Source organism: Streptomyces venezuelae (assembly GCF_008642335.1).
In the GTDB taxonomy this organism is placed as follows: Bacteria; Actinomycetota; Actinomycetes; order Streptomycetales; family Streptomycetaceae; genus Streptomyces; species Streptomyces venezuelae_F.
Map to the genome: position 1 here is coordinate 2,577,640 of NZ_CP029191.1, position 21,189 is coordinate 2,598,828.

14 protein-coding genes are annotated in these 21,189 nt (G+C 71.4%); 6 read left to right on the forward strand and 8 right to left on the reverse strand.

The annotated features are described in order from the left end of the window. The first annotated feature begins 166 nt into the window (after nt 1-166). Both DEJ49_RS11570 and DEJ49_RS11575 read left to right on the forward strand, forming a co-directional pair. The gene (locus DEJ49_RS11570) at nt 167-904 is read left to right on the forward strand and encodes an MBL fold metallo-hydrolase (protein WP_150188170.1); all 738 of its coding nucleotides are present in this window, start codon (nt 167-169) and stop codon (nt 902-904) included. Between the two features lie 35 nt (nt 905-939). Then, on the forward strand, nt 940-1,758 hold the full coding sequence (locus tag DEJ49_RS11575) for a DUF3097 domain-containing protein (protein ID WP_150184062.1): 819 nt from the start codon (nt 940-942) through the stop codon (nt 1,756-1,758). Nucleotides 1,759-1,782: 24 nt separating this feature from the next. On the opposite strand, the gene hemW is transcribed toward DEJ49_RS11575, so the two are convergent. Further along, on the reverse strand, nt 1,783-3,015 hold the full coding sequence (gene hemW / locus DEJ49_RS11580; RefSeq protein ID WP_150184063.1) for a radical SAM family heme chaperone HemW: 1,233 nt from the start codon (nt 3,013-3,015) through the stop codon (nt 1,783-1,785). 38 nt (nt 3,016-3,053) lie between these two features. Then, a complete protein-coding gene (locus tag DEJ49_RS11585) occupies nt 3,054-4,913 on the reverse strand; it encodes a SpoIIE family protein phosphatase (RefSeq protein WP_223833176.1) in 1,860 nt (619 codons plus the stop codon). A gap of 267 nt (nt 4,914-5,180) precedes the next feature. Between DEJ49_RS11585 and DEJ49_RS11590 the strand changes: the two genes are divergently transcribed. After that, nucleotides 5,181-9,275: a HAMP domain-containing protein gene (locus DEJ49_RS11590; RefSeq protein ID WP_150184064.1), complete on the forward strand. Its 4,095-nt coding sequence runs from the start codon at nt 5,181-5,183 to the stop codon at nt 9,273-9,275. A gap of 12 nt (nt 9,276-9,287) precedes the next feature. Beyond that, complete coding sequence (locus DEJ49_RS11595; RefSeq protein WP_150184065.1) at nt 9,288-9,872, forward strand: two-component system response regulator; 585 nt, start codon at nt 9,288-9,290, stop codon at nt 9,870-9,872. 75 nt (nt 9,873-9,947) lie between these two features. Here the strand turns inward: DEJ49_RS11595 and DEJ49_RS11600 are convergent, their stop codons facing one another. Together DEJ49_RS11600 and lepA are read right to left on the reverse strand one after the other, a co-directional pair. Next, nucleotides 9,948-11,837 carry an AMP-dependent synthetase/ligase gene (locus DEJ49_RS11600; protein ID WP_150184066.1) on the reverse strand — a complete coding sequence of 630 codons (1,890 nt, stop codon included), beginning with the start codon at nt 11,835-11,837 and terminating at the stop codon, nt 9,948-9,950. 260 nt (nt 11,838-12,097) lie between these two features. Next, nucleotides 12,098-13,969: a translation elongation factor 4 gene (gene lepA / locus DEJ49_RS11605; protein ID WP_150184067.1), complete on the reverse strand. Its 1,872-nt coding sequence runs from the start codon at nt 13,967-13,969 to the stop codon at nt 12,098-12,100. Nucleotides 13,970-14,187: 218 nt separating this feature from the next. Here lepA and rpsT point away from each other — a divergent pair, with 218 nt between their 5' ends. Then, nucleotides 14,188-14,448, forward strand: a complete 261-nt coding sequence (gene rpsT, locus DEJ49_RS11610; protein ID WP_098242480.1) for a 30S ribosomal protein S20 — start codon at nt 14,188-14,190, stop codon at nt 14,446-14,448. A gap of 487 nt (nt 14,449-14,935) precedes the next feature. Here the strand turns inward: rpsT and holA are convergent, their stop codons facing one another. Continuing rightward, nucleotides 14,936-15,922, reverse strand: coding sequence for a DNA polymerase III subunit delta (holA, locus tag DEJ49_RS11615; protein ID WP_150184068.1), 987 nt, complete (start codon nt 15,920-15,922; stop codon nt 14,936-14,938). Between the two features lie 84 nt (nt 15,923-16,006). Between holA and DEJ49_RS11620 the strand changes: the two genes are divergently transcribed. Next, nucleotides 16,007-16,252: a hypothetical protein gene (locus tag DEJ49_RS11620; protein ID WP_150184069.1), complete on the forward strand. Its 246-nt coding sequence runs from the start codon at nt 16,007-16,009 to the stop codon at nt 16,250-16,252. Nucleotides 16,253-16,285: 33 nt separating this feature from the next. Here DEJ49_RS11620 and DEJ49_RS11625 read toward each other — a convergent pair whose 3' ends face one another. The 3 genes from DEJ49_RS11625 to DEJ49_RS36965 all read right to left on the reverse strand — a co-directional run bounded on the left by DEJ49_RS11625 (nt 16,286) and on the right by DEJ49_RS36965 (nt 20,786). Then, a complete protein-coding gene (locus DEJ49_RS11625) occupies nt 16,286-17,170 on the reverse strand; it encodes a YceI family protein (RefSeq protein ID WP_150188172.1) in 885 nt (294 codons plus the stop codon). A gap of 173 nt (nt 17,171-17,343) precedes the next feature. Continuing rightward, nucleotides 17,344-20,001 (reverse strand): ComEC/Rec2 family competence protein, encoded by a 2,658-nt coding sequence (locus DEJ49_RS11630; RefSeq protein ID WP_150184070.1) that lies wholly within the window; start codon nt 19,999-20,001, stop codon nt 17,344-17,346. Beyond that, nucleotides 19,998-20,786 carry a helix-hairpin-helix domain-containing protein gene (locus DEJ49_RS36965; RefSeq protein WP_411757152.1) on the reverse strand — a complete coding sequence of 263 codons (789 nt, stop codon included), beginning with the start codon at nt 20,784-20,786 and terminating at the stop codon, nt 19,998-20,000. Before DEJ49_RS36965 ends, DEJ49_RS11630 begins: the two co-directional genes overlap by 4 nt. Nucleotides 20,787-21,189 lie beyond the last annotated feature (403 nt).

Below are 21,189 nucleotides of genomic sequence, written 5' to 3' on the forward strand. Positions count from 1 at the left end.
CTCCGTCGTTCACGACGGGCCCCGGCATCCCCCGAGCCCCCTCGCCTGGCACTCCCCGCGGGCGAGTGCCAGCACTTCAAAAGGTCAGTGTACGGCCGTCGGGTACGGACCCGGCAAGACGCGGGCTGCCGAACACCGCGCGTACGGATAGCGTCACCGTATGAACGTGACGCCGGCATGGGAAGCGGCGGGCTGGGAGCGGCTCGCACCGCGGGTGGGACGGTGCCGCCTGCCCGTCTGGGACTGCACGGCGGGCCTCGTCGTCGGCGACGACGCGGCCCTGATGATCGAGGCGGGCTCGAGCCTGGCGGAGGGCGCCGCGCTGCGCACGCAGGCCCGGCGGATCCTGGGCGGCGACCGCAGGGTCACCCACCTCGCGCTGACGCACCCGCACTTCGACCACGTCCTCGGGGCGGCGGCGTTCGCGGGCGTCGAGGTGTACGGCGCGGTGGGCATCGACACGGTCTTCGCCGCGGGCCGCGACGAGCTGCGCGAGGACGCGGTGCGGCACGACCTGGACCCGGACGCGGCGGCGGAGGCGGCCGACCTCCTGGTCCGCCCGCACCATCTGGTGTGCGGGGAGTGGACGCTCGACCTGGGCGGCGGCGTGCAGGTGCTGCTCGCCAACATCGGGCCCGGCCACTCCGGCCACGACCTCGTGGTCCTGGTGCCCGGCACCGGGGGCGGCCGGGAGGTCGTCTTCTGCGGCGACCTGGTGGAGGAGTCGGGCGAGCCGCAGGCGGGCCCGGACGCGGCGCCGAACCACTGGCCCGCGGCGCTGGACCGCCTCCTGGACCTGGGCGGCGAGGACGCGCTGTACGTACCCGGGCACGGCGCGACGGTAGATGCGGCTTTTGTCCGCGCCCAACGCGCCACACTGGCAACCCGCTTCGGCGTGTCGTGACGCGTGACGCCGCCGCTCTTCCTATCGTCACGAGAATGCGCCAGTACTCCGCCGACCTCACGCCCCCTTGGAAGAAGCCGAAGCCCGTGCCGGAGGTGGCGGCGGACGCCGGCCTCGTGGTCGAGGAGCTGAGCACCGGTTTCTGCGGGGCGGTGATCCGCTGCGAGAAGACGGCGCAGGGCCCCACCGTGACGCTGGAGGACCGCTTCGGCAAGCACCGCGTCTTCCCCATGGAGCCGCGCGGTTTCCTCCTGGAGGGCCGCCCGGTCACCCTGGTCCGTCCCTCCCGGGCCGCGGCTCCCGTACGTCCGTCCCGCACCGCGTCCGGCTCGGTGGCCGTCCCCGGGGCGCGGGCGAGGGTCGCCCGCGCGGGACGTATCTACGTGGAGGGCCGTCACGACGCGGAACTGGTCGAGCGCGTGTGGGGCGACGACCTGCGCATCGAGGGCGTCGTCGTGGAGTACCTGGAGGGCATCGACGACCTCCCCGCGATCGTCGCCGAGTTCGCCCCCGGGCCGGACGCGCGCCTGGGCGTCCTGGTCGACCACCTGGTCCCGGGCTCCAAGGAGTCCCGCATCGCGACGCAGGTCACCAGCGCCCACGCCCTGGTCGTCGGGCATCCCTACATCGACGTCTGGGAGGCGGTGAAGCCGTCCTCGGTCGGCATCCCCGCCTGGCCCCGCGTCCCCCGGGGCCAGGACTGGAAGACGGGCGTCTGCGAGGCCCTGGGCTGGCCGCCCAACACGGGCGCGGCCTGGCAGCGCATCCTGAACTCGGTCCACTCCTACAAGGACCTGGAGCCGCCGCTCCTGGGCCGCGTGGAAGAACTCATCGACTTCGTCACACTCCCGTAGACCGCCGCGCGCAGGGGCGCGCCGTCAGTCCACCAGGTCCCGCACCACGGCGTCGGCGAGCAGCCGCCCCCGAAGCGTCAGGACGGCACGCCCCTCCGCGTACGGACCGGCCTCCAGGAGCCCCTCGTCCCGTGCCCGTACGGACGCCGCGAGCCCGGCCTCCCGCAGCAGTGACAACGGGCAGCCCTCCCGCAGCCGGAGCTCCAGCAGGATCCGCTCCACGCGGCGGTCCTCCGCGGACAGCACCTCACGCCCGGCCCCGGGCGACCCGCCGCCCGCGAGGGCCCCCGCGTACGCACCGGGGTGCTTGACGTTCCACCACCGCACGCCGCCGACGTGGCTGTGCGCGCCGGGTCCGGCGCCCCACCAGTCGGCGCCGCGCCAGTACAGCTCGTTGTGCAGACAGCGGCCGCTGTCGGACGTGGCCCAGTTGGACACCTCGTACCAGGAGAAGCCCGCGTTCCCGAGCACCTCGTCGGCGATCAGGTACCGGTCGGCGTGCACGTCGTCGTCGGTCATCGGCACCTCGCCGCGCCGGATGCGCCGCGCCAGCTGCGTGCCCTCCTCCACGATGAGCGCGTAGGCGCTGACGTGGTCGGGGCCCGCGCCGATCGCCGCGTCGAGCGTGGCGCGCCAGTCGTCGTCGGTCTCGCCGGGCGTGCCGTAGATCAGGTCGAGGTTCACGTGCTCGAAGCCTGCGGCCCGCGCCTCGGCGACGCACGCCTCGGGCCGGCCGGGCGTGTGCGTGCGGTCGAGCACCTTCAGGACGTGCTGCTTCGCGCTCTGCATGCCGAAGGAGACACGGTTGAAGCCGCCCTCGCGGAGCTCGCTCAGGTACGCCTCGTCGACCGACTCGGGGTTGGCCTCCGTCGTGATCTCCGCGTCGTCCGCGAGCCCGAACTCGTCCCGGACGGCGGCGAGCATCGCCACGAGGTCGCGGGCGGCGAGCAGCGTCGGCGTGCCGCCCCCGACGAACACGGTCCGCACGGGCCGCGGGTCGTCGCCCAGGACCTTCCTTGCGAGCCGCACCTCGTCGGCGAGGGTCTGCGCGTAGTTGTCGCGGGAGGCGAGGACGCCGCCGGAGCCGCGCAGCTCGGTCGCGGTGTACGTGTTGAAGTCGCAGTAGCCGCAGCGCGTGGCGCAGTACGGGACGTGCAGGTAGAAGCCGAGGGGGCGGGAGGCCGCGCCGGCGAGGGCGGACGCGGGCAGCGCGCCGTCCTCGGGCATGGGCTCACCATCGGGCAGTGCGGAGGGCATGCCTTCGATTGTCCCCCACCCGCCGGGCCCTCCTCCCCTCACCGCGCCCGCAGCACCAGCAGGGCCAGGTCGTCGTCCGGCGGGCGTTCCGAGAATTCGTGGACCAGGCGTCTGATGCGCTCCGCCACCAGCGGGGCGTCGAGCCCCGCGCAGCTCGCCAGCGCCACCGCGAGGCCGTCCGCGTCGTCGAACTGGCGGCGGCCCGTCCGGCGCTCGGTGACGCCGTCCGTGACGCACAGCAGCGTCTCGCCGGACCCCAGGTCGAAGCTCTCGCTCGTGTACGTCTCGTCGTCGACGACGCCGAGCAGCATCTGCGGAGTGGCCGCCTCCCGCACCTCACCGGCGGCGGACATGACGAGCGGCAGCGGATGCCCGGCGCAGGCGAGGGTGACGCGGACTCCTCCTTCGTACGGGACGATCTCCCCGTACAGGAGCGAGAGGAAGCGCGACGTGGGGCTGTCGGGCGGCACGCCCTGCCCGCCCGCCACCGCGACGACCGCCGCCGCCGCGTCCGCCGCCTCGGTCGCGTCGTCCAGGAGCAGCTGGTTGAGGCGGTCCATGACCTCCGCGACCTGGTACCCCTCGCGGGCGAGCAGTCGCAGCCAGGGGCGGGCGAGGCCGATGACCACGGCCGCCTCAGGACCCTTGCCCTGGACGTCGCCGAGCGCGAAGCACCAGCGGCCGTCGCCCGCCTGGAACACGTCGTAGAAGTCGCCGCCGGGGCCGCCCTTGTCCCGCGGTTCGTAGACGATGCCGCTCTCGACGCCGGGGATGTCCGCGACCTTGCTGGGCAGCAGCCCGCGCTGGAGCACCTGGCTGATGTTGGCCTGGCGCTGGTAGCGCCGCGCCGTGCTGATGGCGAGGGCGACCCGGCGGCTGAAGTCCTCGACGAGTCCCGTGACTTCGTCGGGGAAGCGGACGAGCCCGGACCGGCCGATGACGAGCGTGCCGAGGACGCGCCCGCCGGCCGTCAGCCGGTACGCCAGGGCCGCGCCGGACACCCCGCCCACCAGCGCCTCGCCGGGCCAGGGCAGCGGGAACGCGCCGGAGCCCGCCGTGTCGGGGACGCGGGGCGGCTCCTTCTCCAGGACGCGGCGCAGCTCCTCTATCCGGTGCTCGCTGGTGTGCCACACCCGGGCGAGCCGCGCGCCCTGCACGCCCACGGAGTCGCGCGCCGCCCCGTCGTCGAGCCAGACCGCGCACCAGTCCGCGAGGCGCGGCACGAGCAGCTGTCCGGCGAGCGCGGCCACCAGGTCCTGGTCGAACTGTCCGGCCAGCAGGTCGGACGCCTCGGCGAGGAAGGAGAGCGCGCCCCTGTTGACCCACTCGGTGTCCTGCGAGGCCCGCTTGGGCAGCGGCGCGAGGATCTCGGCGGCCCGCAGTCCGCGCTGCAGCGCCTGCTCGCTCGCGTACGACTCGATCTCGTGGACGGCCTGCACGCCCTCGACGGGCAGCCGCGCCCAGACGGATTTCGTGCCGGTGCGGTAGGTGATGCCCCAGGACTCGGAGAGGGTCGCGACGAGGTGGAGTCCCCGGCCGTACTCGGGCGTGCCGGAGGGCTGTGGGCGGTGGTCGCCGCGGACGGCGCGTGAGGGGTGGTGGTCGGCGACCTCGATGAGGAGGGACTCCGTGGTCTCGCCGGGGAGCACCTCGTCGAGGCGGCACATCAGCTCGACGTCCGTGCCCGCGTGCACGACGGCGTTGGTCACCAGCTCGCTGACCAGCAGCACCGCGTCGTCGGCAAGCCGGTCGGTGATGCCGGCGGCGGCGGGCACGCCTAGCTCGGTCCAGTCGGCGAGCGCCGCCCGCACGAATCTCCGCGCGGCGGCGGGCGCCAGCGGGTTGCCGGGCAGTGACGTGCGCACCACCGCCGGCGGCCCGGGGCGGCCCGGGTCCATGGCGGAGGCACGGATATCGGCCTCCCGTTGCATCGGAATGGACCCCACGGTGCGGCTCCTGAGCAGTTCGGGTGAATACGCCTCAGGCGACACCGACAGAGTGACAGACTGGCCACACTCATAAGCACCGAGTTACCGAAGTGGGCCGTTATGAGTGAGAACAGTGCTATGCCTGTGCTTGGAAAAGACCGCGTTCCGGTCCCGACGCAGAGTGCCGAGGCCGGACCGGAACCGGCCAACTGCCAGCTGCGCCCGCTTCTCGCTGCCATGCGCGCCGCGCGGGACGGCGACTTCACCAAGGTGGCGCCGGTCGGCGACGGTCTGACGGCCGAGCTGTACTCGGTGTTCAACGAGATGCTGGACCGTTCGCTGCACTTCGACGGCGAGCTGGTCCGCGTGCGGCGCGAGATCATACGGCACGGCAGGCTGGACGAGCGGTTCGGCGCGAGCCCCGGTCAGGGCAGGTGGGCGGCCCGCGTCTCGGAGGTCAACACCCTGCTGGACGCGTTGGTCGCGCCGGCGGCGAACGCGACCCGGGTGCTGAACGCGGTGGCGGGCGGCGACCTCACGCAACGCGTCGACCTGCACGACGGCACCCGTGAACTGCGCGGTGATTTACGGCGCCTGGGGCGTGCCGTCAACACGATGGTGGACCAGCTGTCCCTGTTCACGGGCGAGGTCACGCGGGTCGCCCGCGAGGTCGGCACGGAGGGGCGTCTCGGCGGGCGCGCCAAGGTGCGCGGCCTTTCCGGCAGTTGGCGCGATGTGACGGAGGCCGTCAACACGATGGCGTCCCGCCTCACCGCGCAGGTGCGGGACATCGCGCTCGTGACGACGGCGGTGGCGCAGGGCGACCTGACGCGCACGGTGACCGTCGAGGCGACGGGCGAGCTCCTCGAACTGAAGCTGACCGTGAACACGATGGTGGAGCAGCTCTCCGCGTTCGCCGCCGAGGTGACGCGGGTGGCGCGCGAGGTGGGCACGGAGGGCCAGCTGGGCGGCCGCGCCCAGGCGCGCGGGGTGTCGGGCGTGTGGAAGGACCTCACCGACAACGTCAACTTCATGGCGTCCAACCTCACCTCCCAGGTCCGCAACATCGCCCAGGTCACCACCGCCGTCGCCAACGGCGACCTGAGCCAGAAGATCACGGTCGACGCCCGGGGCGAGATCCTGGAGCTGAAGTCGACGGTGAACACGATGGTCGACCAGCTGTCCGCCTTCGCAGACGAGGTCACACGTGTAGCCCGCGAGGTCGGCACCGAAGGCAACCTCGGCGGGCGCGCCCAGGTGCGGGGCGTGTCGGGCGTGTGGAAGGACCTCACCGACAACGTCAACTTCATGGCCGACAACCTGACCTCGCAGGTGCGCAACATCGCGCTCGTGTCGACGGCCGTGGCGCAGGGCGACCTCGGCAAGAAGATCACGGTCGAGGCGAAGGGCGAGATCCTGGAGCTGAAGTCGACGATCAACACGATGGTCGACCAGCTGTCCGCCTTCGCAGACGAGGTCACACGTGTCGCCCGCGAGGTCGGCACCGAAGGCAACCTCGGCGGTCAGGCGCAGGTCCGGGGCGTGTCGGGCGTCTGGAAGGACCTCACCGACAACGTCAACTTCATGGCGTCCAACCTCACCTCCCAGGTCCGCAACATCGCCCAGGTCACCACCGCCGTCGCCAACGGCGACCTGTCCAAGATGATCACCGTCACGGCGCGCGGCGAGATCCTGGAGCTCAAGGACACGGTCAACACGATGGTGGAGCAGCTGCGCGCCTTCGCCGACGAGGTGACCCGCGTCGCCCGCGAGGTCGGCACGGACGGCAGGCTCGGCGGCCGCGCGCAGGTGCTCGGCGTCTCCGGCGTGTGGAAGGACCTCACCGACAACGTCAACTACATGGCGGACAACCTGACGGGCCAGGTCCGCAACATCGCGCAGGTGGCCACCGCGGTGGCCCAGGGCGACCTCTCCAAGAAGATCGACGTCGACGCGCGCGGCGAGATCCTGGAGCTGAAGACCACCATCAACACCATGGTCGACACGCTGTCGTCGTTCTCCTCCGAGGTCACACGCGTGGCCCGCGAGGTGGGCTCCGAGGGGCAGCTGGGCGGGCAGGCCCGCGTCGAGGGCGTGTACGGCACGTGGAAGCGCCTGACGACCAACGTGAACGAGCTGGCGCTGAACCTCACCACGCAGGTCCGCGCCATCGCCGAGGTCGCCTCCGCCGTGGCCCAGGGCGACATGACCCGCGCCATCACGGTCGAGACGCGCGGCGAGGTCACCGACCTCAAGGACAACATCAACCTGATGGTGAACAACCTCCGTGAGACCACCCGCGCCAAGGACTGGCTGGAGTCCAACCTCGCCCGCCTCGCGGGTCTGATGCAGGGCCACCGCGACCTGATGGAGGTCGCCGACCTGATCCTGCGCGAGCTGACGCCGCTGGTGAACGCGCAGTACGGCGCGTTCTTCCTGGCCGACCCGGACACGGCGGAGGCGCCCGCGCCCAGCCAGGTCACCGCCAAGGGCCTCGCCTTCATCGCCGGATACGGAGCGGCGCAGGGCTCGGTCGTCGACACGGGCGGCATGCCCGCGCAGGGCCTGGTGCGCCAGGCGGCCCTCGAGAAGAAGCGGATCCTCGTCGAGGAGGTGCCGCCGGACTACATCAAGATCCACTCGGGGCTCGGCGACGCGGCACCCGCCACCGTCGTCATCATCCCGATCCTCTTCGAGGACAAGCTGCTCGGCGTCATCGAGCTGGCGACGTTCTCCCGCTTCTCCGACGTCCACCTGGCGTTCTTCGACCAGTTCGTGAACACCATCGGCGTCGCGATCAACACCATCATCGCCAACTCCCGCACGGAGTCGCTGCTCGGCGAGTCGCAGCGCCTCGCCATCCAGCTCCAGGAGCGCTCGGACGAACTCCAGCGCCAGCAGGCCGAGCTGCGCAGGTCCAACGCGGAGCTGGAGGAGAAGGCCGCGCTGCTGGCCACGAGCTCCCAGTACAAGTCGGAGTTCCTCGCGAACATGTCGCACGAGCTGCGCACCCCGCTCAACTCGCTGCTCATCCTCGCCCGGCTGCTCTCCGACAACCCCGACGACCACCTCTCCGACCAGGAGGTGCAGTTCGCGACGACCATCCACCGCTCCGGCTCCGACCTGCTCCAGCTCATCAACGACATCCTCGACCTGTCGAAGATCGAGGCGGGCCGGATGGACGTACGCCCCAAGAAGCTCCCCCTCATCAAGGTCCTCGACTACGTCCACGCGACGTTCCGCCCGCTCACCCTGGACCGCGGTCTCGCCTTCGACGTGTCGGTGGGCGAGGACGTGCCGCGCGAGATGTTCTCGGACGAGCAGCGGCTCCAGCAGATCCTGCGCAACCTCCTGTCGAACGCGGTCAAGTTCACCTCGGCGGGCAGCGTCGAGCTGCGCGTCAGCCGCGTCAAGGAGTCCTCGGGCGACCGGCTGCTCCACGACAACGAGGACCTGCTGTGCTTCGCCGTCAGCGACACAGGCATCGGCATCCCCTCCGAACAACTCCCGGTGATCTTCGAGGCGTTCCAGCAGGCCGACGGCACCACCAACCGCAAGTACGGCGGCACGGGCCTCGGCCTCTCCATCAGCCGCGAGATCGCCGGTCTGCTCGGCGGCCGCATCACCGCGGAGAGCCGCCCCGGCCAGGGCTCCACCTTCTCGCTCTACGTCCCCGTGGTGCACCCGGGCCACGGCGCGGCCGCCATCGCGTACGCCGCGGCACACACCCAGCACCTCCCGGAACCGGTCGAACAGGCCGTCCTGCGCCCGCACACCGCACTCGAACCCGACGACAGCTGGCCCACGCCCACCAAACTGGAGGAGTGGAAGGAAGGGCGCGCGGGCCGCATATTGCCGGGCCGCAGGGTGCTCATCGTCGACGACGACATCCGCAACGTCTTCGCCCTCACCCATGTCCTCAGCCGCGTCGGCATGCCCGTCCTGTACGCGGAGAACGGCCGCGAGGGCATCGAGACCCTGGAACGCAACCCCGATGTCGACATCGTGCTGATGGACATCATGATGCCGGAGATGGACGGCTACGAAACCATGGCCGCGATCCGTCGCAGCCCCCGCTGGCGGGGCCTGCCCATCGTCGCCCTCACCGCCAAGGCGATGCCCGGGGACCGCGAGAAGGCGATCTCCCAGGGCGCCACCGACTACGTCCCGAAACCCGTGGACGTGGACCAGCTGCTCGGCGTCGTCTGTGCCCTCCTGGACCCAGCCGGCTCGTCGACCGACGAGCAATCCACGACCCCCGATCCAGAGACCGTCGTTCAGGAGCGGGACAGCGTTCAAGGAGAGAGCGTTGTTCCGCCGACGACCGAGTGAGGCACCGTGACCATGAGTGCAGAGGCCGCCACCGACAATCGCGCGAGCATCCTCCTAGTCGATGACATGGAGGACAATTTGATGGCGCTGGAAGCCGTCCTCGGATCACTGAACGAGCCCCTGGTGCGGGCTCGTTCGGGCGAGGAGGCGATGAAGGCGATTCTGCGGCAACGATTCGCCGTGATCCTCCTGGACGTCCGCATGCCCGGCATGGACGGCTTCGAGACCGCGTCGAACATCAAACGGCTCGATCAGACCAAGGACGTGCCCATCATCTTCCTGACGGGCACCGACAACGACGCCGGCTACGCGTTCCGTGGCTACGCGACGGGCGCGGCGGACTACCTCACCAAGCCCTTCGACCCGTGGGTGCTGCGCGCCAAGGTCACCGTCTTCCTCGAACTGCACCGCAAGAACAGGCAGCTGGAACGGATACTGGCCCGCGAGCAGCGCCAGTTCGACGAGTTGGCCGCCCGTCTCTCGGCGATCGAGACCCACATGGCCGCGAGCAGCCTCAAGGACGTCCTCGAACTGCGCCGCCATGTGACGCACATGGAGGAACTCGTGCAGGAGATGCGCCGCGCCCGGGGCGTCTAGAACCCTGCTCGGTTCCAGGACGACACCCCGGCCGCGTACGGCGGGCCCCCCGGACCCCGGGGCCGTGCCGTGTGCTCAGGCCTCGCGGGACCCGGCGTACATCTCCTCGATCAGGTGCTTGTACTCCCGCTCGACCACCGGGCGCTTCAGCTTCAGGCTGGGCGTCAGCTCGCCGTGCTCGACGTCCAGGTCGCGCGGCAGGAGCCGGAACTTCTTGATGGTCTGCCAGCGCTGCAGGCCTTCGTTGAGCTCGCGCACATAGCCGTCGATGAGCTCGACCGTCGCGGGCGCGGCGCACACCTCCGCGTACGACTTGCCCTCCTGCCCGTTCTCCTTGGCCCAGTCCAGGATCGCCGGCTCGTCGAGGGAGATGAGGGCGGTGCAGAAGTTCCGGTCGGCGCCGTGCACGAGGATGTTGGAGACGTACGGACACACGGCCTTGAACTGGCCCTCGACCTCGGCGGGCGCGATGTACTTGCCGCCGGAGGTTTTGATCAGGTCCTTCTTGCGGTCCGTGATCCGCAGGTAGCCGTCGACGGACAGCTCACCGATGTCCCCGGTGTGGAACCACCCGTCGGACTCCAGGACCTCGGCCGTCTTCTCCGGGAGGCCGTGGTAGCCCTCCATGATGCCGGGGCCGCGCAGCAGGATCTCGCCGTCGTCGGCGATGCGCACCTCGGTGCCGGGCAGCGGCTTGCCGACGGTGCCGGTGCGGTAGGCCTCGCCGGGGTTCACGAAGGAGGCCGCGGAGGACTCGGTGAGGCCGTACCCCTCCAGGATGTGGATGCCCGCGCCCGCGAAGAAGTAGCCGATCTCGGGGGCGAGCGCGGCGGAACCGGAGACGGCGGCGCGCAGCCGCCCGCCGAAGGCCTCGCGCAGCTTGGAGTAGACGAGGGCGTCGGCCGTCTTGTGCTTGGCGCGCAGCCCGAAGGGCACGGAGGCGGTGCCGGTCCTGCGGAAGTTGTCCTGGCTGACCTTCGCGTACTCGCGGGAGACCTCCGCGGCCCACTGGAAGATCTTGTACTTGGCCGCGCCGCCGGCCCGCGCCTTGGCCGCGACGCCGTTGTAGACCTTCTCGAAGATGCGGGGGACGGCCGCCATGTACGTCGGCTGCACCACCGGCAGATTCTCGATGATCTTGTCGACGCGGCCGTCGACGGCGGTGACGTGGCCGAGCTCGATCTGTCCGGAGGTCAGCACCTTGCCGAAGACGTGGGCGAGCGGCAGCCACAGGTACTGCACGTCGTCGGGGCCGAGCAGACCGGTCGCCGCGATGGCCTTGGCCATGTACGACCAGTTGTCCTGCGGCAGGCGCACGCCCTTGGGCCTGCCGGTGGTACCGGACGTGTAGATGATCGTGGCGAGCTGGTCCTTGGTGATCGCCGCGATGCGCTCCTTGATGAGCCCCGGGTTCTTCTCCAGGTGTGCGGCGCCGCGGGCCTCCAGGTCGGCGAGGGTGAGCACCCAGCCGTCGGGGTCGCCCTCGGCGGGTGCCGCGCCGTCGGGGTCGAGCACGACGACGTGGCGCAGCTCGGGCAGGTCGGCGCGCTTCTCGCGGGCCTTGGCGAGCTGCGCGGCGTCCTCGGCGATCAGCACGCGGCTGCCGGAGTCGGCCAGGATGTACGCCGACTCCTCGGCGTTGGTCTGCGGGTACACGGTCGTGGTGGCCGCGCCGGCGCACATGATGGCGAGGTCGCAGAGGATCCACTCGACGCGCGTGGACGAGGCGAGGGCGACGCGGTCCTCGGCCCGGAGGCCGAGCTCGACGAGGCCGGCCGCGATGGCGTCGACGCGCTCTGCGGCCTGCGCCCAGCTGAGGGTCTTCCATTCGTCGGGGCCCTCGCCCGACGCCGCCGGGACGGGGTAGCGGTAGGCCTCGGCATCCGGGGTGGCCGCCACGCGCTCCAGGAAGAGATGCGCCACGGACGGCGGACGGTTCTCGATCAAGGTCTGTGTGTCGCTCACGACATCCTCCGGGCCCACGTCAGTGCGGCGAACTGGCTGGCGGCTGCTTCTTACATCCCTCAGGGCTACTTGTTTAACTTGCGAGTAACCTACGAGTGGTGATCAGAGTAGAGCGCCGACGCCCGGTGCGTAAGGGGCATCTGCCTGTCACTTCCTACAGACACCCAAACGGAACGAGCAGGCCCGCCGCAACGCGCCGCGGGCCCGGTGCGTGTGCGCACCGGGCCCGCGGGGCGGCGGCGGACCCGCCGCCGGGACGACTACTTCTTGGCCTTGCCGGGGCCGCTGTCGTCGCTGGAGAGCACGGCGATGAAGGCTTCCTGCGGCACCTCGACGGAGCCGACCATCTTCATGCGCTTCTTGCCCTCCTTCTGCTTCTCGAGCAGCTTGCGCTTACGGGAGATGTCACCGCCGTAGCACTTCGCGAGGACGTCCTTGCGGATGGCGCGGATGGTCTCGCGGGCGATGACCCGGGACCCGATCGCCGCCTGGACGGGCACCTCGAAGGCCTGGCGCGGGATGAGCTCGCGCAGCTTGGCGACGAGCCGCACGCCGTACGCGTACGCCTGGTCCTTGTGCGTGACCGCCGAGAACGCGTCGACCTTGTCGCCATGGAGCAGGATGTCGACCTTGACGAGCTGCGCGGACTGCTCGCCCGTGGGCTCGTAGTCCAGCGAGGCGTAACCGCGCGTCTTGGACTTCAGCTGGTCGAAGAAGTCGAAGACGATCTCGGCGAGCGGCAGCGTGTAGCGGATCTCGACGCGGTCCTCGGAGAGGTAGTCCATGCCGAGCATGACGCCGCGCCGGTTCTGGCACAGCTCCATGATCGAGCCGATGAACTCGCTCGGGGCGAGGATCGTGGCGCGTACGACGGGCTCGTACACCTCGTCGATCTTGCCCTCGGGGAATTCACTCGGGTTGGTGACCGTGTGCTCGGTGCCGTCCTCCATGATCACGCGGTAGACCACGTTGGGGGCGGTGGCGATCAGGTCGAGCCCGAACTCGCGCTCCAGGCGCTCACGGATCACGTCGAGGTGCAGGAGCCCGAGGAAGCCGACGCGGAAACCGAAGCCGAGCGCGGCGGAGGTCTCCGGCTCGTAGACGAGCGCGGCGTCGTTGAGCTGCAGCTTGTCGAGGGCCTCGCGCAGGTCCGGGTACTCCGAGCCGTCCAGCGGGTACAGACCCGAGAACACCATCGGCTTCGGGTCCTTGTAACCGCCGAGCGGCTCGGTGGCGCCCTTGTTCAGGGAGGTGATCGTGTCACCGACCTTGGACTGACGGACGTCCTTCACGCCGGTGATGATGTAGCCCACCTCGCCGACGCCGATGCCGTCGGCAGGCGTCATCTCGGGGGACGAGACACCGATCTCGAGGAGCTCGTGCGTGGCGCCGGTGGACATCATCCGGATCCGCTCGCGCTTGTTGAGCTGGCCGTCGACCACACGCACGTACGTCACGACGCCGCGGTACGAGTCGTAGACCGAGTCGAAGATCATCGCGCGCGCCGGGGCGTCCGCGACGCCGACCGGGGGCGGGATCTCGGCGACGACCTTGTCGAGCAGCGCCTCGACGCCCATGCCGGTCTTCGCGGAGACCTTCAGGACGTCCTCGGGCTCGCAGCCGATGAGGTTGGCGAGCTCCTCGGAGAACTTCTCGGGCTGCGCGGCCGGCAGGTCGATCTTGTTCAGTACGGGGATGATCTTGAGGTCGTTCTCCATCGCCAGGTAGAGGTTGGCGAGAGTCTGCGCCTCGATGCCCTGGGCCGCGTCGACCAGGAGGATCGTGCCCTCACAGGCCGCGAGCGAACGCGAGACTTCATACGTGAAGTCCACGTGGCCCGGGGTGTCGATCATGTTGAGGATGTGCGTACTGCCCTCGCTCGGGCCCTCTGTGGGGGCCCAGGGCAGACGCACCGCCTGGGACTTGATCGTGATGCCGCGCTCGCGCTCGATGTCCATGCGGTCGAGGTACTGAGCACGCATCTGCCGCTGCTCCACCACACCGGTGAGCTGGAGCATGCGGTCGGCGAGCGTGGACTTGCCGTGGTCGATGTGCGCGATGATGCAGAAATTGCGGATCAGCGCCGGGTCGGTACGGCTCGGCTCGGGCACATTTTTAGGGGTCGCGGGCACGCAGGGTCCTGTCTCTTGAGGCGCCTGTCGCCTCGGGTCGGATCTATACGTAGGTTCCATCGTCCCATGGGTGGGCCACTGCGCTCGGTTTGGGCCGGTGGGAGGGCGACTGGTACCGTGGACAGCTGTGTCTCGTAGCCCTCTCAAGCGTCGAGGCGCGTGTCATAACACTCAGCTGCAGTCACCTCTGCAGTACCTGAACCTGAAAAGGCTCTTTCGTGGCGAACATCAAGTCCCAGATCAAGCGGATCAAGACCAACGAGAAGGCGCGTCAGCGCAACAAGGCGGTCAAGTCTTCGCTGAAGACCGCGATCCGCAAGGCCCGCGAGGCCGTTGCCGCCGGTGACACCCAGAAGGCCGCCGAGCTCACGCGTGAGGCCACGCGTCAGCTGGACAAGGCCGTCTCCAAGGGCGTCATCCACAAGAACCAGGCCGCCAACAAGAAGTCGGCGCTTGCTTCGAAGGCCGCGTCCCTCTAAGGACTGACGTCCTTGGCCCCGGCCCGCCGGGGCGCTGATCAATCCTTTGATCAATCCTTCCCGCGAGGGTAATTCGAGCCCTCTACCTCGAATCGCGGACAGACCACGCAGTACGCCACGCTGCAACAATGCCCCCGGACCCACTCCGGGGGCATTGCTGTGTTCGGGGGGTGCTGGTTTTCGGGTGAGGGGCTGGTTTTCGGGTGGGGGCTGGTTTTCGGGGGCGAGGCTGTGTCTCGGGGGCTGTGCGCTGGGGGCGGGGGTGCTGCTGGGCGGGGGCGCTGCCGGGCTCGGGGGGCGGGGCCATGCGCTGGGGGGTGCTGCTGGGCTCGGGGGGCGTCGGCTGGGTGTGGCGGTGCTGTTGGGCGTGCGGCGAGGGGGGTGGGTCAGGGGCGCGGGGAACTGCGCGACAAGCCACGACGCACGCCGCAGACGACACCGCGCACAAGCCCCGCAGACGCCGGCCCGGGCCCACGGCCAGCAACCGCTAGCCGCGACGCGACCTAGCCGCGCGGGCGATCGCGACGACCGCCTTCTCCAAGGCGTACTCGGGATCGTCCCCGCCCCCCTTGACCCCCGCATCGGCCGCGGCCACCGCCGTGAGCGCCGCCGCCACCCCGTCCGGGGTCCACCCCCGCATCTGCTGCCGCACGCGGTCGATCTTCCAGGGCGGCATGCCCAGCTCACGGGCGAGATCGGCGGGCCGCCCCCCGCGCGCGGAGGAGAGCTTCCCGATCGCCCGGACACCCTGCGCGAGCGCACTGGTGATCATGACCGGGGCGACACCCGTCGCCAGGGACCAGCGCAACGCCTCGAGCGCCTCCGCGGCCCGGCCCTCGACGGCCCGGTCGGCCACCGTGAAGCTGGAGGCCTCGGCGCGGCCGGTGTAATACCGCCCGACCACCGCTTCGTCGATCGTGCCCTCGACGTCCGCCACCAGCTGGGACACCGCGGAGGCGAGCTCGCGCAGATCGCTGCCGATCGCGTCGACGAGCGCCTGGCAGGCCTCCGGCGTCGCCGAGCGGCCCGTCGCACGGAACTCCGCGCGCACGAACGACAGCCGGTCCGCGGGCTTGGTCATCTTGGGACAGGCGACCTCACGCGCGCCCGCCTTCCGCGCGGCGTCCAGCAGCCCCTTGCCCTTGGCGCCGCCCGCGTGCAGCAGGACGAGGGTGATCTCCTCGACCGGCGACCCCAGATACGCCTTCACGTCCTTGACCGTGTCGGCCGACAGATCCTGCGCGTTCCGCACGACGACTACCTTGCGCTCGGCGAAGAGCGACGGGCTCGTCAGCTCGGCGAGCGTGCCGGGCTGGAGCTGGTCGGGGGTGAGGTCGCGCACGTCCGTGTCCGCGTCGGCGGCACGAGCGGCGGCGACCACCTGCTGCACGGCGCGGTCGAGGAGGAGGTCCTCCTGCCCCACGGCGAGCGTGAGAGGAGCGAGCGGATCGTCGTTTGCTGTCTTCCTGGCCATCGCGGTCAAGCATCCCACGCGCCACTGACAGCCCGTCCCGTACGGCCTTTCACGGCGCCTGCGCCGGTATCGGAGAATGGCCGGGTGAGCGACGTACGACATGTCCTGGTGCTGCCCGACCGCGATGCCGCGGAGGTGGTCGCCGAAGAACTCCCCGACCGTTTCGGCGTGGCCGAGGAGCCGCAGCTGGTCCGCGACGCCCTGGCGGGCGAGGACGACGCCGAGGACGCCCAGTGGCTGGTCGTGGTCGAGGACCCCGACTCCCGCCTCGACCCGTCGGCGCTCGACGAGCTGGCCGCGGAGCACGAGGGCTGGCTGGAGGCTCCCTAGCGACCGAACGCCCGTGGACTCCGCGGCGAACGGTCAGCCGCTCTTCGGTATGACCTGAATGTCGAGGTCGATGGTGATGCTGTGCCCGACGGCGGCGATACCGCGGGCCAGCATCGTCTGCCAGGTGATCGTGAAGTCGTCCCGGTGCAGTTCGGTCGTGGCGCGGCAGGCGACGCGGGTCTCGCCCTCAAGACCCTTGCCGACCCCGAGGTACTCCGTGTCGAGCGTGACCGTCCGCGTCACACCGTGCAGCGTCAGGCCGCCGGATATCGCCCAGCGGCTGCCGCCCTTGTGGACGAAGCGGTCGCTGTAGAACTCCATCGTCGGGAACCGCCCCACGTCGAGGAAGTCACCGGAGCGCAGGTGGTCGTCGCGCATCTGGACCGCCGTGTCGATGGAGGCCGCGTCGATCACGACGTGCATCGCGGAGTCCTCCATCCGCTCCCCGATCCGGATCGCACCCGCGAAGCTGTTGAACCGGCCACGGATCCGGGCCAGGCCGATGTGCCGCGCGGTGAAGGAGACCGACGAGTGCAGCGGGTCGACTTCCCAGTCGCCGGGCTCGGGCAGTGTCGGGGGCGGGGCGACCTGGAGCGTGACGTCACCGAGCGAGGCGTGCGCGTCCTCCGCCACCGTGGCGCTCGCCCGGTACGGGGTGAACCCCTCCGCCGAGACCGCCAGACGGTAGTCCCCCGCCGGAACAGCGGTGACGAACGACCCGAAGGGGTCCGTGCCCCCGCCGACGACCTTGCGTCCCATGGCGTCGCTGACGACGAACTCCGCGTTCCGCACGGGCTCGCTCACCGGGTCGAGCACCCGGCAGCTGAGCACCCCCGCACTGGACGGAACCGTGAGCGCCGACAAGGCCCCCACCCGTCCGGTCCGATTCGTACGGTTTCCCAGCCAGCGGCCGAACACGCGCGACACACCCCCGCCTTACTTGACAACACCTGCAAACTGCAACGAAAGGGCATTCGATCACCGTTGCGGCTTTCGATGCAACACGGACCCAGATCACGGGAATGCTGCCGATGCGCCGCGACTGTCGCGACTGGCCCGAAATGGCCACGACGGGGGTGGAGCGCCGACGCTCACGGCGGCCGCGTGACCACTTCGAGCCCGGGCGCAGCCCGGGAACCACCGCCCGCCCGGGATCCGTCCCCCGCCCCCACCCCTGTCGTCGTCTCCATCACCGCGACCGCCCCATCCGTGTCCGTACGCAGCACCTGCGCTCCCCCGGCCCGCAGCGCCGCCAGGGTGAGCGACGACGGATGGCCGTACGAGTTGTCGGCGCCGCACGAAATCAGCGCAAGTCGCGGTGCCGCCCTGCGCAGGAGCTCCGGGTCCTGGTGAGCCGAGCCGTGGTGGGCGACCTTCATCACATCCACGGAACCGAGCGACGCCGCGGCCGGGCTCCGCAACAGCGCCCTCTGCGCGGGCGGCTCCAAGTCGCCGAGAAGCAGCACCGTCAGCCCGCCCGTCCGCACCAGCAGCGTGACGCTCGCGTCGTTCGGCCCCTCGGGTCTCGGCACCGGCCCCGCCGGAGGCCACAGCACCTGCCAGTCCAGAGGCCCGGCCCGGCGCCGCTCCCCCGCCACGGCCGACACCACCGGAACCCGCGCGGCCGCCGCCTGCCTCCGTACGAAGTCGGCCTGCTCCGGCGGCTCCCGGAACCCCGTCGTCTGGATCTCCCCCACCTCGCGCCCCCGCAGCACCCCGGGCAGCCCCGCCACATGGTCCGCGTGGAAGTGCGTGAGCAGGACGAGCGGCACCCGTCTGATCCCGAGCGAGCGCAGACAACGGTCCGCCGCCAGCGGATCGGGCCCCGCGTCGACCACCACTCCCGCGCCGTCCCCCGCCGCGAGCACCGTCGCGTCCCCCTGCCCCACGTCGCACATCGCCAGACGCCACCCCGGTGGCGGCCAGCCCGCGATCACCCGCGTCACGGACGGAGGCTGGACGACCACCAGGAAGAACAGGGCGGCACAGGCCACGACCACCCACGGATGCCGCACGATCCGGCGCCCCACCAGGACAAGGACCACCGTGACCACCACGAGCACGAGTCCTCCGCGCCAGCCACCCGGCCAGTCGACCCCATTGCCCGGCAGCGCCGCCCCCGTACGGGCAATACCCGCGATCCACTCCGCCGGCCAACTCGCACCCCACGCGAGCACCTTGGCAACGGGCATCGCTACCGGCGCCACCGCCAGCGCCGCAAACCCGAGCACCGTGGCAGGCGCGACGGCGAACTCCGCGAGGAGATTGCACGGCACCGCGACCAGACTCACCCGAGCCGCGAGGACGGCGACGACGGGCGCACAGACCGCCTGGGCCGCGGCCGCGGCGGCCAGCGCGTCGGCCAACCTCGCCGGCACCCCTCTGCCGCGCAACGCCTCACCCCAGCGCGGCGCGAGGGTGAGCAGGGCACCGGTGGCCAGGACGGAGAGCAGGAAGCCGGGACTCCGGGCCAGCCACGGGTCGTAGAGGACCAGCACAAGCACCGCCGTCGCCAGCGCCGGAATGAGCGACCTGCGCCGTCCCGTGACGATGGCGAGCAGCGCGATCAGCCCGCAGGCCGCGGCCCGCAACACACTCGGGTCCGGTCGGCAGACGATGACGAACCCGACGGTCAGCGCCCCACCGAGCACCGCGGTCGTGCGCAACGGAATGCCCAGCCTGGGCGCCAGGCCGCGCCGCTCGGCGCGCTGAGCGAGTCCCGGCGGCCCGATGAGCAGGACGAGGACGATCGTCAGGTTCGCCCCGCTCACGGCGAGCAGATGCGTAAGGTCGGTCGCCCGGAACGCCTGGTCCAGCTCGGCCGGCACCCGTGAGGTGTCCCCGACGACGAGTCCGGGGAGCAGGGCACGGGCATCGGCGGGCAGCCCGTCCGTGGCCTCCCGCAATCCGCCCCGCAGCCTCCCGGCAACCTGCTGCGCCCCGGAAGGCGCCCCGACGATCCGGGGCGCCCGCTCCCCGTCCACCCGCAGCACGGCGGCGACCCGGCCCCCGTCCGCCATCGGCGGCGCCAACCGCCCCTTCACCCGCACGCGCGTCGACGGCAGAAGCCCCGCCCAGGATGGGGCGGGTGTGGAGGCGCTGGGTGCGGAGACGGTGGGCGCGGAGACGGTGGGTGCGGAGACGGTGGAGTGGGCCGCGTCTTCGTCGGACGCGGGCCCGTCGACCTCCATTCGCACCACCACCAGAACCGGCGTGCGCGTCTCGGTCGTCGTGCCGTCCGACTGCGAGACACGGAGGACTTCCGCGTCCAGGAGCACGGCCGGCGGCATCGTGTGCGCGCTCGCCACGCGGGGTCGAGTGCGCCGAGGATCGGACGTGACTCTCAATTCCGCCTGCACCTGCGCGTATTCACCCGCCAGAGAAGGCACCGGGCCACGCCGCAGATCCGCCCCGTGCAGCGCCGCCGACGCCGCCGCCCCGGCGGCGCAGAGCAGAACCGCGGCGACGGTGAAGTGTCCCCACCGTCTCGGGCTCCTCGGCCCGGCCCGAGCACGTCCGCCACCTCCGGCGCTCCGAGCCGTCCACGTCACCAACAGGACTCCGGCCGCCAGCACGCCGACCGCCACCGTGGCGATCGCCCAGCGCGGTGGGGCGTCCAGCAGCAGAGCCGCTGACCCCCACGCCGCCAGCGCGGGCGGCACGAGCCGCAGGTCCGCCGGGCCTTCCTGCCGGGGGTTCGAGGCACCGAGACGGTGGCCCGAGGCGAGGTGGACCTCCGGGCGCGTCATGGCCGTACGAGACCCTGGAGATCGGCGAAGCGCCGGTCGCCGATGCCGTTGACCTCACGGAGCTCATCGACCGAGCGGAATCCGCCGTGCTGGGCGCGGTAGTCGAGGATGTGCTGCGCCAACACGGGTCCGACTCCGGGGAGTTCGTCCAGCTGCTCCGCGGTCGCCGTGTTCAGACCGATCGGGCTCGCCGCTCCTGGCCCCGCGGCCCCCGGTCCGGCAGCGCTTGAACCGGCGGTCCCCGATCCGGCGGCACTCGGTCCCGTGGCACCCGGCCCGGCCGATCCTGGGCCCGCCCCGACCCCGTTCGCACCGCCCGTGGCCTGCGCCCCGCCCACCACCACCTGTTCGCCGTCCACCAGGAACCGCGCCCGATTGAGGTCCCCCGTCTTCGCGCCCGGCCTGACCCCACCGGCGGCCCGCAGCGCGTCCGCCACCCGGGATCCGGCGGGCAGCCGATGAACGCCCGGCTTGCGGACCTTCCCGCTGACGTCCACCACGATCACGCCCGCGGCACCACCGCCGCCCGCACCACCGCCCGCACCCGCCGCCGTCCGCCCCGCCTGCGCCGCGGGCCCCGGCGACGGAGCCGGCTCCGCGCCCCGCTCGGCGACGGCACCCGCCTCTCGCACCACGTCCGGTGGTCGCACGGGCTGGGCCCGGCCCGTCCAGAAGTGCTGGGCGGCGAAGACCGCGGCGACCCCGAGGATCAGGACGAGCGCCACCACGGCTCGTCGTTCGAGACCGCACCGCGCCTGCACCCACATGGGCAGCCGCTCCCGCACGGCGAGCCCCAGCCGCTCCTTTCGCGAGGCACCCGCCTGCGCGCCCTCCCCGGCACCTGAGGCCTCTACGTCTACCTGCGCCTCATCCTTCGCGCCCCAACCCCCGCCCACCAACGCCACATCCGGGCCCGCCACCTCCAACCTCGGCGACGGAGACGGCGACCGCGACGACAGAGCCGCTGCAGGCAAAGGTGTCGCAGGCAAAGGCGCCTCAGGCAAAGGGGTCGCAGGCGGAGACACTTCAGGCCGGGGTGCCGCAGACCAAGGCGGCGGCTGCGGTTCCGCGAACAAGCTCTCCGCCCGCCGCCTGACCGCATCGCCCGACACATGTCGGCGCCGGGCCCGCCCGCGAGCATGCCGGGTACCAGCGTGGCCATCGGACCCACGCCCGCCCACGGCACGG